Annotated in this window: 11 protein-coding genes; 5 read left to right on the top strand and 6 right to left on the bottom strand. The window is 51.7% G+C overall.

Annotation, left to right across the window (positions count from 1 at the left end; all coding sequences use genetic code 11):
* Window positions 1–15: 15 nt before the first annotated feature.
* From fraD to ACQ29O_RS01185, 3 genes are all read right to left on the bottom strand, one after another.
* Window positions 16–861: a fructose-aspartate kinase gene (gene fraD, locus ACQ29O_RS01195; RefSeq protein WP_000028433.1), complete on the bottom strand. Its 846-nt coding sequence runs from the start codon at window positions 859–861 to the stop codon at window positions 16–18.
* Window positions 862–924: 63 nt separating this feature from the next.
* Window positions 925–1,902: a 6-phosphofructose-aspartate deglycase gene (fraB, locus tag ACQ29O_RS01190; RefSeq protein ID WP_012539922.1), complete on the bottom strand. Its 978-nt coding sequence runs from the start codon at window positions 1,900–1,902 to the stop codon at window positions 925–927.
* Between the two features lie 175 nt (window positions 1,903–2,077).
* Window positions 2,078–2,797, bottom strand: a complete 720-nt coding sequence (locus tag ACQ29O_RS01185) for a GntR family transcriptional regulator (protein ID WP_000572566.1) — start codon at window positions 2,795–2,797, stop codon at window positions 2,078–2,080.
* Window positions 2,798–3,122: 325 nt separating this feature from the next.
* Here ACQ29O_RS01185 and ACQ29O_RS01180 point away from each other — a divergent pair, with 325 nt between their 5' ends.
* Window positions 3,123–4,772, top strand: a complete 1,650-nt coding sequence (locus ACQ29O_RS01180; protein WP_000934257.1) for an alpha,alpha-trehalase — start codon at window positions 3,123–3,125, stop codon at window positions 4,770–4,772.
* Between the two features lie 12 nt (window positions 4,773–4,784).
* On the opposite strand, the gene ACQ29O_RS01175 is transcribed toward ACQ29O_RS01180, so the two are convergent.
* Window positions 4,785–6,374, bottom strand: coding sequence for an STY4199 family HEPN domain-containing protein (locus tag ACQ29O_RS01175; protein ID WP_000184996.1), 1,590 nt, complete (start codon window positions 6,372–6,374; stop codon window positions 4,785–4,787).
* Window positions 6,375–6,654: 280 nt separating this feature from the next.
* Here ACQ29O_RS01175 and ACQ29O_RS01170 point away from each other — a divergent pair, with 280 nt between their 5' ends.
* The gene (locus ACQ29O_RS01170) at window positions 6,655–7,011 is read left to right on the top strand and encodes a glycoside hydrolase family protein (RefSeq protein WP_001120249.1); all 357 of its coding nucleotides are present in this window, start codon (window positions 6,655–6,657) and stop codon (window positions 7,009–7,011) included.
* A gap of 5 nt (window positions 7,012–7,016) precedes the next feature.
* Here ACQ29O_RS01170 and ACQ29O_RS01165 read toward each other — a convergent pair whose 3' ends face one another.
* Entirely contained in the window at window positions 7,017–7,619 is a 603-nt protein-coding gene (locus ACQ29O_RS01165) for a response regulator transcription factor (RefSeq protein ID WP_001196089.1), read from the bottom strand.
* A gap of 630 nt (window positions 7,620–8,249) precedes the next feature.
* Here ACQ29O_RS01165 and ACQ29O_RS01160 point away from each other — a divergent pair.
* The 3 genes from ACQ29O_RS01160 (at window position 8,250) to ACQ29O_RS01150 (ending at window position 11,923) form a co-directional block, all read left to right on the top strand.
* The gene (locus ACQ29O_RS01160) at window positions 8,250–9,149 is read left to right on the top strand and encodes a LysR family transcriptional regulator (protein WP_001675017.1); all 900 of its coding nucleotides are present in this window, start codon (window positions 8,250–8,252) and stop codon (window positions 9,147–9,149) included.
* A 72-nt stretch (window positions 9,150–9,221) separates the two neighbouring features.
* A complete protein-coding gene (gene yhjD / locus ACQ29O_RS01155; protein ID WP_000191231.1) occupies window positions 9,222–10,250 on the top strand; it encodes an inner membrane protein YhjD in 1,029 nt (342 codons plus the stop codon).
* A gap of 350 nt (window positions 10,251–10,600) precedes the next feature.
* Window positions 10,601–11,923: an MFS transporter gene (locus tag ACQ29O_RS01150; RefSeq protein WP_001148981.1), complete on the top strand. Its 1,323-nt coding sequence runs from the start codon at window positions 10,601–10,603 to the stop codon at window positions 11,921–11,923.
* Window positions 11,924–11,962: 39 nt separating this feature from the next.
* On the opposite strand, the gene ACQ29O_RS01145 is transcribed toward ACQ29O_RS01150, so the two are convergent.
* Entirely contained in the window at window positions 11,963–14,023 is a 2,061-nt protein-coding gene (locus tag ACQ29O_RS01145) for an AsmA family protein (RefSeq protein ID WP_253336154.1), read from the bottom strand.
* Window positions 14,024–14,079 lie beyond the last annotated feature (56 nt).

Raw genomic sequence — 14,079 nt, 5'->3', positions numbered from 1 at the left:
ATTGAGGGACGTAACCTATTGTGCAAACGGTTTACCAAAACCAAATGCGCCGTAATGAGATAACACCTGCGCCGCCGATTTCCCGCCCTGCCGCATGGCGCGTAGCACGCTTTCTTTATCGGGTTCCGCCATACCCGATTGCAAAATGGAAAGCAAAAAACCGGTTAAGAAGGCGTCGCCTGCGCCCAGCGTATCGACAGGTTCGATATAAGCAGGTTGCCACTCCAGATAATCCGCGCCGGAAAAATAATAAACTTTTTCATGCCCGCAGGTGGCAATAATATGCCGACAGCCATAACGATAAAGTTTATTGAGTTTTATTTTGATTTCATCTGGCGATAACCCGCTACAGGAGATAAATCCATAATCTACCCACGGGCATACCTTTTTAAAATAGTCGTCTGTACCGCGCCCGGAAAAATCAAAAGAGAGTAAGACGGTTTGTTGTTTAATTTTCTCCAGTTCCGATTCCAGGTGGCCGTTAATACTGGAATGGACTAAGGTAAATTGTGATATATAGCGAAGATCGTCGTCAGACAGACTAAAAGGATGTTCCCGCAATACGCCGTTTTTGTTGCTGGCGACAAATTGTCGATCACCATGCGAGAGACGGATACAGGCATACCCATTTTCGCCGGTATAATGGCGGCTGTGAGAGATGTCTATCTGTAGCTGGTGTAATACATCCTGTACGTGCTGCGCGGCGTCGTCATTGCCAAACGCCCCCATAAACGCGCTGGGGATGTCTGCTAATTTCGCATAGACAGCAAAATTTAATGCATTACCGCCGGGGTACATGATTCCGGAATGCAGGTATTTATCGACAACGTTGTCGCCAATACCCAATACGCTGATGCTCATCATTATTCCTTGTTTGTCTTTACAATAAAAAGCGTCCCTGCTTTTTTATCCATCCTGATGTAATTAATATTCCACTTTCCACATATAGCGGCGCGTCGTTAACGGATGCTGACGCGCCTCAGCTAACGCCCGATTGTAAACGGGATAAACGTTATTAAAGAGAGAGTGGTTAAAGTAATCAATAACCGTGGTTTTAATGGTCGATAGCCCCAGCTCTTTCGCATCGACAACTTCAATCCGGCGGCCATATTTTTTCAGGAAGTTTAACGCGCGTTCATCCACCGCCCGCGTATTGCCCTCGGAAAACTGGAATAAGAAAGGCGTATTCGCATCGGTAATTTCAAACGGCCCGTGGAAAAACTCACCGCTATGAATACAGGCGGAATGTATCCATTGCATTTCCATAAAGATACAGATGCTCTGTAGGTAGGCTGCGCCATAGCCCGCGCCACTGGCGACGGTGTAAATGACTTTATCGTCTTTATATTCCTGCGCGAACGCCTGCGCACGCTCCGCTACCTGCTCGCAAGCGCGCCAGACGATACGGTTGATTTTGCTGACGCCATCCTGAAAATCGTCGTAGTGCGCATACCCTTCCGTCTGCTGGAGCAGTTCGACCGCACTCAGCAGGCCTTTCATCGTTTTCTCTCCGGCAATATCTTTACCGTCGCCAAACGTGTACGTTTCCACATAGTCGCAATGCGCCACCAACGGTGAATCCATTACCCAGGTTAAACCAATGACCGGCGCGCCGTGCTGACGGGCGATTTCAGCCGCTTTAATTGTCTCTGGCGTATTACCTTTGTGGGAGGCGACAACCACAACGGCATTTTCTCCCAGCGCTACCGGCGGGTTGTTAATAAATTCTCCGCTGTTATACAGACCGACAGTCAACGCTTTCGCTTCTTTTTCTAAAAATGCTTTCGCCGGATAGAACGCCGCATAAGAACCGCCGCACGCCACATAATAGACGTGTTTAATGCCTCCTTTCTCTGCCTGGCTGGTCACAATATTGCTAACTGTCTCTTTCATACCCATCATGCTTTCCTCTGGTTCCATCAATGATACAGGCGAGGATTCGCCATAAATGACTCATAATGTATTATTATTTTTATATGACATTTAAAGACATTTGATCAAGATGGAAACCAAAAAAAATCGGGATCCGCGATCTGGATCCAGATTCAGCCTGCTCTTCGTTAGCGTAATGCTGACATCATACGGTAAACCGTATTTTATCGCCGACAATCAACTGTTGCGAAACGCAGGAGAGTTCTCCTTTGTTATCAATCATTTCACTTTTTATCAGGATCAGCGGATAACCCTCGTTGACGCCAAGATAATGGGCGACTTCAAAGCTGGCATAAACCAGTTCGATCATCTTACGGGAGTGGGTAAACCATAAATGGTATTTCTCGCGTAAGCATTCATACAAAGAGTGATTATTAAGATCTTCGTCCAGCAAAAACGCAAAACGTGGGGGAAGATGTACGGTTTCCAGCGATACCGCCACATCGTCGGCATAGCGGATACGTTCAATGACGACCGCTTTTTCGCCATCGTTCATATTCAGTAACGCTTTTGTCTCATCGTCTACCGATTCAAAAACGGATTTGATGGTGCGTGACCCCGGGCGACGTCCCTGGGACTGGCATAACTCGCTGAAACTCATGATGCCGGTCATGCTACGCTGAAATTTCTCACCAGAGACAAAGGTGCCTTTGCCGGAGACACGGGTCAGCAAATTTTCACGCGTCAGCGCATCCAACGCCTTACGGACCGTGACCCTGCTCACCTGCCAGCGCGCGCTCAGTTCATTTTCCGTCGGGATCTGCTGGCCTGGTTTATACTCTCCACGCGCAATGGCCTCTTTTAAGGCGGCTTCAAGCTGCTTATAAAGCGGTTTGGCGCTTTTACTGTCGGGTTGCTCGATCATTTGTATCCATTTGTATTATCATGGTGCCATAGCTTGTATTATAACTATTTACGTTACCTTTGCTTGTGAATCCACGCCATGCGGTGACGTAGTGATACCGCTATGAAACGAATGTTCTGATTTTAGGTCTGGGGCGGGCGTCATGAAAATAGGATTTTCGCAATACTATTCAGTAAGTTATGAAGTGTTTTTCTTGAGAGACAAATTGCAAAATGTGATCTATCGCACACTTTGCCACTCAGGTATCGAAGCGAATGTCTACGCTTAATAGACAGCCGGGCAACACCCGTATCTTTTACGACGCAAGCCGGAGGTCCTTGTCATTATGCTCAACCAGAAATTAAACCCCACGCCTTCTGAAGATCTGACTATTGATGTCGATCTGCTTTATGAAACAGACCCGTGCGAGTTAAAGCTGGATGAAATGATCGAGGCGGAACCGGAGCCGGAGATGATCGAGGGGCTTCCCGCCTCTGACGCCCTGACCCCTGCCGATCGGTATCTCGAACTGTTCGAGCATGTACAGTCAACAAAACTGTTTCCAGACAGTAAAACGTTCCCGGACTGCGCGCCGAAGATGGACCCGCTTGATATCCTGATCCGCTACCGTAAGGTCAGACGCCACCGTGATTTTGATTTACGCCGCTTCGTCGAGAACCATTTCTGGCTACCGGAAACCTTATCCAGCGAGTATGTCTCTAACCCCGAAAACTCGCTCAAAGAACATATTGACCAGCTTTGGCCGATACTGACGCGCGAACCGCAGGATCATATTCCGTGGTCTTCGCTGCTGGCGCTGCCGCAATCCTATATCGTGCCGGGAGGCCGCTTTAGCGAAACCTATTATTGGGACTCTTATTTTACCATGCTGGGTCTGGCGGAAAGCGGGCGCGAAGACTTACTTAAATGTATGGCGGATAATTTCGCCTGGATGATTGAAAACTATGGCCATATTCCCAACGGCAACCGGACCTATTATCTGAGCCGCTCGCAGCCGCCGGTTTTCGCCCTGATGGTTGAACTGTTCGAAGAAGATGGCGTACGCGGCGCGCGGCGTTATCTCGACCATCTCAAAATGGAATACGCCTTCTGGATGGACGGCGCCGAATCGCTGGCGCTCAACCAGGCTTATCGCCACGTTGTGCGGATGCCGGACGGCTCCCTGCTGAACCGCTACTGGGACGATCGCGACACGCCGCGCGACGAGTCCTGGCTGGAAGATGTCGAAACCGCAAAACACTCCGGTCGTCCGCCCAATGAAGTCTACCGGGATTTGCGCGCCGGGGCGGCGTCCGGCTGGGACTATTCTTCACGCTGGCTACGCGATGCGGGCCGGCTTGCCAGCATACGTACGACCCAGTTTATCCCTATCGATTTGAACGCTTTTCTGTATAAACTGGAGAGCGCTATCGCCAATATTTCAGCGCTGAAAGGCGAACGTGACACCGAGGCGCTATTTCGCCAGAAAGCCAGCGATCGACGCGCCGCCGTGAACCATTATTTGTGGGATGATGAAAACGGCTGTTATCGGGACTATGACTGGCGACGCGAAGAAATGGCGCTCTTTTCCGCCGCCAGTATCGTGCCGCTGTATGTCGGTATGGCGAACCATGAGCAGGCCGACCGCCTGGCAAATGTGGTACGTAGCCGTCTGTTAACGCCCGGCGGGATTATGGCGACCGAATACGAAACCGGCGAACAGTGGGATAAACCGAACGGCTGGGCACCGCTGCAATGGATGGCGATCCAGGGCTTCAAACGGTATGGCGACGATATGCTGGGCGATGAAATCGCCCATAACTGGTTAAAAACAGTGAACCATTTTTATCAGGAGCACCACAAACTGATCGAGAAATACCATATTTCCGGCGGTACGCCCCGCGAAGGCGGCGGGGGCGAGTATCCGCTACAGGATGGGTTCGGCTGGACCAATGGCGTGGTGCGCCGCCTGATTGGCCTTTACGGAGAGCCTTAACCTGCTCCGACCTCAGTGAATCGCATCATAAATGGCTGACTGAATTTTCAGCCATTTTTTATTGTCTGCGCTGGGCCGGGCCTGAGCGCGCAGTCGGGCCTGCTCCGTATCGTGCTGCTGGCGCGTCACAACAGCCGGAACGGTACAAAACGTTTGCAAATAGGTTTTATGCATCGCGGTCAGCGGCGCGCCGCTCGACATGTCATGACTTAACGTTGTGATAAATCGTCGGCAGGGTTTGACCTCATCCATCAGCGCGGGATAACGCAACAACAGTTGCAGCACCTCGGTATGTCCTGCCGCAAACGCCTGCTCCGTCCACGCGAGCTGCCAGTTCATTCCGCCCTGGAGGAACAGCGCCGTCACCCGCGTATCATTGCGCTCTATCGCCGCCCGCATGGTAAACGCATCCCAGGTAATCCCCATATGATTGAGCGTTTCCCGCGCGGAAGGCGCCTCGCGCGGCGGTTCATCCTGCGCCATTGCGGGAGCTTGCCCGTTATCGGAGCCTGGCGACGACGAACTAAATAGCCAGAACGCGCCCGCCAGTATCGCCAGCGTCATGACGCCAACCGCGCCCCACAAAGCGCCGGAAATAAGTTGCTCACGCTCTTCAGGCGTACGCGGAGGCCGCTTACGCGGTGGTTCTATGCTCTCGCTAATCTCATGCTTATCTCCCCCGGCCTGCCGATCTTTAAGCCGCGCGGTTTCCCAGAACTGGCGCAATTCACGTTCATCCGCCAGCAGAAACGAAGCGGGATTCACGCGGGTACGTTTTTCGGCATAGGCGCGCTGGATGGGCCGAACGATTTGCTGATACTGAACGTTTAGCAGCATAAGCTGCGCTGAGGTAAGCGGCTGCCTGGCGATAACCTCGTTTCGCGCGAGGCGACAATCATCCAGAAACATACGCAGAGTGGTGCGCGACTCGGCGAACAGCGTTAACGCTGAGGCGTCATTAAAAATTCTGACGTAATGACGGGCAAACAATTTTTTATCAACCACCATAAGCGCCAGTTCGCTGAACAACATGCCCTCCAGCGCATGTTGATCTTCTCCCTGTTTTAACCACTGGCGCAAACGGTCCGGGCCGAAATGTTGCTTGAGGTAGTGATTCAGGGACGCCCGATCCGGCCATGCGCGCGCAATAAGCGCTTTTAACGTCAGTTCTATCGCCCGAAGCTGACGCTGCGCCTCAAGATGCGCCTCCTGGTCGGGTTCCTCCAGCTCAGTTTGATACGTCAGTAGCGGCTGCTGCTGACGTAGATGTTCCAGCGAGGTGACAAAACGCAACGCGGCAAGGAGTTGATTTTCGCTCACCTCTTGCCCGCTGTCATACTGGGGAACATGCTGCTGAAGGTGACGCAGTTGCAGCATAAACTGGCTCAACTGCGCGTCATTTATCCGCAATTTTTTCGCCACCGCGCCCCAACCGCCCAGGTTAAGACGCGCCTGCTCAAGTTGTTCCATGAACCACCGGGGCTCTTTTCCCTCGGTGGTATGAATACCCAGCAGCAGCAGGATTTCTATTGATGCCTGGCGGATAATCCCCAGGCTATGTTCAAAAGGCGCGTGTGTCGCCTGCGAAGCGCTATTCGTCATTATCTTCCCTAAAAAGACGATCCCGCGACGAGATCTTCGTTTTCTTTTAATTATGTTTTTTCATAGATATAACAGATTTAGCCACATTTCAGTGACTTAATCTTAATGATTGCAAATTTATAAGAAGATCGGTTACTAACCAAAAACATCAGTTTTTCATTCTGTCAACGCGGCGTGACGCTGAACGGCATAGACCTTTTCCCTGCCTGCGTTTGGCCGTCTGACCGCTAGCCACGCATGCAGCACACTTTATAATCGCGCTTTTTATGAGAAAGATGCCATGCCGCACATTTCATCTCGCTTTAGCTCCGCCTGCATCGCGTTTATTAAACAGTGGCAGGGTCTGTCGCTGGAAAAGTATCGCGATCGGCAGGGTAACTGGGTGATTGGTTACGGGCATATGTTGACGCCGGATGAGACGCTGACGTTCATTACGCCCGACCAGGCGGAGGCATTCTTGCTGGATGACCTCAATAGCTGCGATATACTGCTACAGAATTGTTTGCCGGAACTTAACGATCGGTTTCAACGCGAAACGCTTATTGCGCTGATGTTCAGCATCGGACATCAGCGTTTTTTATCATTAATCAATACGGGTGATATTTCACAGCCAGAAATAAGCGGACTGCGAATTTAACGTCGTTAATTCGATTCATTTAACATCATGGCGGCCTGGGTACGATTTTTTACATCCAGCCGCCGGTAAAGCGACTCCAGATGCGCTTTAACCGTCCCGGTACTAATATTTAACGCCCGCCCAATTTGTTTATTTGATTCTCCTGCGGCAAGCATCTGCAAAATTTCCCGCTGGCGGGCGCTTAACGCTTTTATATCACGGGACTCCAGCTCCGTTGAATTTAACCAATCCCCCGGTAAAAACATCATCCCGCGAGCGACAGCATTGAGCGCAAGGACAAAGGTTTCGGCATCAGAATCGCGTGGCACCACGGCCTGAACGTTAAATTGCATGACTTCATGCAGCCACTTTTGACTGCCATCCATCGCCGTGATAATAATCTTCACCTCCGGAAATTGCTGCACGGTTCTTTGTAACACCTCGCGGCAAAATTCAGCATCCAGGCCGCTATCCAGCATGACCAGCGCATCCGGCGCGCTTTCTATTTTTTGCCAGAGTTCTTCTGCCTGACCGACACTCTGGATACTTATTCCTGGAATGTGCTGCTGCAAACTGATTTTCATTCCATGAATAAATATTGACTGCCTGTCAAACATGATTACCTGCATTACTTTTCTCCACCTGGGTAAGATAATAGTCTCAAGATGAGGAAGGGTATTACCCGTAGGGTAAAATAAGAAGTCGCCATTTGGTATAGGCCATTTTACCGATAGTCATTGGTTGAGGAAGGGAAAGGCTATGAATATTTACAGCTTCAACATCGGGATTACAGAATTCGCTAAAATTAGCCTTTTAAAGTAAGGAATATCTTATTAGCGCGAACAGCCAAGGCTAATTTGAATATTAATTTAATGAAGAGTACGCCTGGCGCGTCACAAAGGAAATATCTGCTTTTCACCTGATGTGTTACAAAAAATAAAGTAGCACATTTTGTTAAAAAATAGCCAATCCGCCTGAAAACCGCGACGATGGGTCAATGACAATACCGTATATGTACATGCATTTCTCTCTCCCACTACACCCGCGGCTATCAGCGTGTTTTACCGCTCTCGTCCCGTTTATCGGCTTTTTGGCGCTAAAATGCCTGGCCGGAAGGCGATAAATCCGCCGCGCAACGCGATCAGACGTATTCGTCACGCGAGCAATGATTGCGAAAGGGCTTATTAGGTGCTAGAAAATCAATAAAACCAGCCGCTTCAGCGTCACTGTTTCAATAAGAACAATAATAGAGCCTGATGATGGATAAAATATATGCAATGAAATTGTTTGTACGCGTGGCGGAACGGGAAAGTTTTTCCCGCGCAGCAGAGGATATCGGCCTTCCCAAAGGCAGCGTCTCACGGCAAATACAAGCGTTAGAACATCAACTGGGCATCCGCCTGCTCCACCGCACCACCCGGCGGGTACAACTTACTCAGGACGGAATGGTTTACTACGAACGGGCAAAAGATCTGTTGAGTAACCTGGATGAACTGGAGGGTCTTTTCCAGCCTGATCCCGCCAGTATCAGTGGCAAAATACGGGTAGATATACCGCCATGTCTCGCAAACAGCCTCATCATGCCGCGCCTGCCCACTTTTTTGCATCAGTATCCCGGCATTGCGCTGGAACTTTGTAGTAGCGATCGACAGGTCGATTTACTACGGGAAGATTTCGACTGCGTGGTGCGCACAGAGCCGCTACATGCGCCAGGGATACTGACGCGCCCGCTTGGCAAACTGAGAAGAGTGAACTGCGCCAGCCCACAATACCTGGCGCGCTTTGGGTATCCAGAAAACCTTGACGATCTCGCCTCACATGCGGTGGTGCATTATTCATTGACCCCGGGAGTTTCTTCACCGGGTTTTGCCTTTGAAACTCCCTACGGTATGCAGTGGGTAAAAACCGGCGGAATGCTAACGGTAAACAGTACGGAGACTTGGCATACAGCCTGTCTGGCAGGATTAGGAATCATTCAGACGCCGCGCATTGCTGTACGGGAGGCGTTACGCGCCGGAACGCTCATTGAAATTTTACCGCAATATCGCGCCGCTCCACTGCCGATGACGCTGCATTATCCCCATCGCCGTAATCTTTCCCGCCGGGTACACCTGTTTATGGTATGGCTGACGGAAAGCATTAAAGAGGCCGCAGAGTAGCCGCATTTTCAGCATCCACCGGGGAGAGGCTATACTGACATATTCTATTAATGATGAAGGACTACCGACCTGATGACGCAGGAAAATGACGTAAAACGCCCTATTCAGGAACTGGAGCACGACCCGATACAAAAAATAGAAACGCAGCCGCATGACGCCCCGGAAAAAAACGAAAAGGCAAATCAGGCGTTGCATTCCGTCACCACCCTGATGCAAAAAATTCAGCGTCAACCAATGGTGGCCCACCTCATTCGCGCGACCGAACGTTTTAACGATCGACTGGGTAATCAGTTTGGCGCGGCTATCACCTACTTTTCGTTTCTGTCGATGATCCCGATAATGATGGTGTCCTTTGCCGCGGCAGGTTTTATCCTCGCCTCGCACCCTAATCTACTGGAAGATATTTTCAGCAAGATATTGATGAATGTGAGCGATCCTACGCTGGCGTCCACGCTTAAAAATACGATTAATACGGCGGTTCAACAGCGTACCACGGTAGGGCTGGTCGGACTGGGTATCGCGCTCTATTCCGGCGTTAACTGGATGGGCAACCTGCGGGAAGCGATTCGCGCCCAGTCACGGGACGTCTGGGAGCGCAAGCCGCAGGATCAGGAGAAAATCTGGCTCAAATATCTGCGCGATTTTATCTCGCTGATTGGATTATTAATCGCTTTAATCATTACGCTGTCCATTACTTCCATCGCCGGTTCCGCCCAGCAGATGATCATCTCCGCCTTGTATCTCGACAGCATCGAATGGTTAAAACCGGCCTGGCATTTGATCGGTCTGGCCATCTCTATTTTTGCCAACTATCTACTTTTTTTCTGGATTTTCTGGCGACTGCCTCGCCATCGTCCCCGTAAAAAAGCGTTGATTCGCGGGACATTTATCGCCGCTATCGGTTTTGAGGTGATTAAAATCATTATGACCTATACGCTGCCGTCACTGGTGAAATCGCCTTCCGGCGCGGCGTTTGGCTCCGTACTCGGTCTGATGGCCTTCTTCTACTTTTTTGCCCGCCTGACGTTATTCTGCGCGGCCTGGATAGCCACCGCCGAATACAAGGACGACCCGCGAATGCCGGGTAAAACGCAACGCTAGTCTGCGGCTTGCTGCCGAATGGCACGCACGGCGGCGTCATTCGGCCTACTGCTGTGTGGACCCAGGCCGGGTATGTAAAGCGTACCCGGCGGTACAATCAGGCACGTCCTTCCGCCTCATCTCATTGTTTCAGCATATAAATCCAGTAATTAACTTTTATTTAACCTGAAACCAGTTTTATCCACCAATTCTAAAATTATGTGAAGCATTTCATAGACGCAAAATGGCAGGCTTAAAAATTATCCCCTTTTTGCGCTTTTTTTGACCATCTTTGGCTTTTGTTACACATTGAAATATAACTTTTGCTGTGCGTAATATGGCTATTCGTTCGCTAAAAATAAGAAAATAGTATGCAAGCAACCGCCACAACACTCGACCATGAACAGGAACATGTTCCGGTAAACTCACGCAATAAAGTCGTTATTGCCTCGCTTATCGGCACCGCGATTGAGTTCTTCGACTTCTATATTTACGCCACCGCAGCGGTGATCGTGTTCCCCCTTATCTTCTTCCCCCAGGGCGATCCCACTGCGGCAACGCTACAATCGCTCGCCACCTTCGCTATCGCGTTTGTGGCGCGTCCGATTGGCTCTGCGCTATTCGGCCACTTCGGCGACCGGGTAGGCCGCAAAGTCACGCTGGTGGCTTCGCTGCTGACGATGGGGATCTCCACGGTCATTATCGGTCTGTTACCGGGCTACGCGACGATAGGTATTTTCGCGCCGCTGCTGCTGGCGCTGGCGCGTTTCGGTCAGGGACTGGGGCTGGGCGGCGAATGGGGCGGCGCGGCGTTATTAGCGACGGAGAATGCGCCGCCGCGCAAACGCGCGCTATATGGCTCCTTCCCGCAGTTGGGCGCGCCGATCGGCTTCTTTTTTGCCAATGGCACCTTCCTGTTGCTCTCCTGGCTGCTGACCGACGAGCAGTTTATGAGCTGGGGCTGGCGCGTGCCGTTTATCTTCTCGGCGGTGCTGGTGATTATCGGCCTGTATGTGCGCGTGTCGCTGCATGAAACGCCGGTGTTTGCGAAAGTCGCCGCAGCGAAAAAGCAGGTAAAAATACCGCTGGGCACGTTGCTGACGAAGCATGTCCGCGTAACCATTCTCGGCACGTTTATCATGCTGGCGACCTACACGCTGTTCTATATCATGACCGTCTATTCCATGACTTACAGCACTGCCGCCGCGCCGGTGGGGCTTGGCTTGCCGCGCAATGAAATACTGTGGATGCTGATGATGGCGGTGATTGGTTTCGGCGTGATGGTGCCCGTCGCCGGCCTGCTGGCGGACGCATTTGGCCGTCGGAAAAGCATGGTCATCATTACCACGCTCATCATTCTCTTCGCGTTGTTCGCCTTTACCCCGCTGCTGGGTTCAGGCAATCCAGCGCTGGTATTCGTGTTCCTGTTGTTAGGCCTGAGCCTGATGGGGCTGACCTTCGGCCCAATGGGAGCGCTGCTGCCGGAGCTATTTCCGACGGAAGTGCGCTATACCGGCGCATCGTTTTCCTACAATGTCTCATCGATTCTGGGCGCTTCCGTCGCGCCGTATATTGCCGCATGGCTGCAAAGCCACTACGGGCTGGCGGCGGTAGGGGTTTACCTGGCGTCAATGGCGGCGCTGACGCTGATTGCACTGCTGTTAACCCATGAGACGCGTCATCAGGCGTTGTAATAGGGCGCCGGATGGCGTCATCCGGCGCGACGTTTCACGTTACTGCTTCATCTGCGTTAAAATCGTCCGGCACTGATTGGCTTCGCCTTCAGAGGGCGAAATGAGCGCCAATAGCGCGGCGGCGGGCGTTACCAACGTCGCCAGCGCTGCCGCAACCGCGCCGCGCGCAATCAGCGGGCCGGGCTTGACGCCCGCCTGCGGATTTTTAAATGTCCCACGCACGTACAGCGGCGATCGTAGCGTAATAATACGAATCCCCTTACTTTCCGGATCAATGGTTAAATCGAGCTGTTCAGAGGCGAAGCTCGCCGTACCGGTCACGTTAATCAACGCATTTTCTGTATCAAAAGCAAAAATTTGCGGTCGCGCCACGCCGTTCGCAATATTGAGATTCGCCGCCGCGCAGTTAACCCGCACTTCGTCATCGCCAAAAATCTGCCCGACAATATAGTTGCCGACGTTCAGCCCCACGATTTCCATCAGGTTGCGGCTAATCAATCCATCATTCATCAATAATTTGAGATTGCCGTTACTGTTGCCAAGCAGCGCGGCGACCGAGTTGCCCGTCCCGCGAATATCCGCATCGCCGTTCAGCTCGCCCAGCGTTTTCTGCATCAGCTCCACATCCGGCATCAGTTCTTTAAGCTTCAGCCGACGCGCCTGTATATCCGCCCGCCCCTGCATTGGCTTTTTATCCCCTTCCAAATGGATGTTGGAGACAATACTGCCGCCTGCCAGACCAAACTTCAGCGGCTGTAGACGTAAGTCGGCGTTTTTCAGGATGATATGGGTCGAAAGATCGCTAATCGGTAGACTGCCGCCATGTTCAATACGTCGGCCTTTAAACCGGACATCGGCGTCCATAACGTCCCATTTGTCGGTTTCAAAGCGATCGTAAGGCAACACTTTATCCGCCGGCTGAACATTCTTCTCGCCTTTGCGCTGTTCAGACCGTTTCGACTGCTCAGCGTCTTTCCCGGAATCCACGCCAATCAGCGGCCCAAGATCGGCCAGGCGTAACTGGCGCGATTCGACATCGCCTTCCAGTTTAGGGCGCGGTTTACCGGTGGTATAAGTGAGGGAGCCGTGGATATCACTGTCGCCAATGCGCCCGTTAAAACCGCGATAATCAAATACTGATGACTTTTCGGCGTCAATTTTCGCCACCAATCGCCCATCGGTCTCAAACGGCGGCGTATCCGGCAGCAGCACGCCGGTTAAATCATATAAATCGCCCAGTGAATCGCCAGAGAATTTAAGCCGCAGATCGACGCCGCCCATTTTCATCGGTTCGTTCACCACGCCGCTAAAAGCCACCCGCGTATTACCAGAGCGGAAATCGGCCTGCACAGGAAAAGGCGTACTTTCGCTGCGTAGCGCCAGCATACCGCCTATTTTTCCCGTACCGGTCAACGGTTCCCCGTTATAACGCCCCTGCGCCTTCAGGCCGAAGACATAGTCGCCCACGGTGGATTTGTCTGCTTTGCCTTTCGTTCCCGTCACTTCGCTGAACGGCAACGGTTTGCCTAACGGATCGACCAGAATAGTGATATCCGCTTTACTGACCTTATCATCGATCGCGATTCGCCCCTGGTCGAAGAGAATATTATCCAGCCGGAAGGACCAGGCGGAAGGTTTAGCATTGGGGTCCGTATTCTTGTCTTGCGTGAGGTTAAAGGTCCAGTTATTGGTTTTCTCGGACAGACGAATAAGACGCGCGTCGGGTTTCACCAGTTTGATCCACGGCAGCCAGACGGTTTTGGTCAGGAGCGCCAGCGGGGCAAGCGTCGCCTCAACGCGTGGCAGATGCACCATCGTAACTTCCGGAATATCCGGCGGATTGCCGAGAATGACGTCTTCCGCGTGAACATGCGGCCACGGTACCCAGCTTCGCCAGCCGGTCTCCTGTTTTTGGCGTTCCCACACCACGCCTAAATCGCCGCGAATAGCGAAAGGCCGGTTCAATTCGGTAGAGACTTTCTGGTTGATGGTCGGTTTGAGGAGGTTCCAGTCAAATGTTGCGATCAACAAAATCACTATGGCGATCAACAACAAGAAAGTCCCTGTGATGGCGGCGGTTATTTTGCCTGCTTTAGTCATGTGTTATTTCCTCACTTCTTCCCTTGCCTGTCCTAAAGATAGTTCAGCCAGACGAA

Source organism: Salmonella sp. GDC200615 (assembly GCF_050574145.1).
Classification (GTDB): domain Bacteria; phylum Pseudomonadota; class Gammaproteobacteria; order Enterobacterales; family Enterobacteriaceae; genus Salmonella; species Salmonella enterica.
This window is presented reverse-complemented; position numbering and strand designations above follow the sequence as displayed.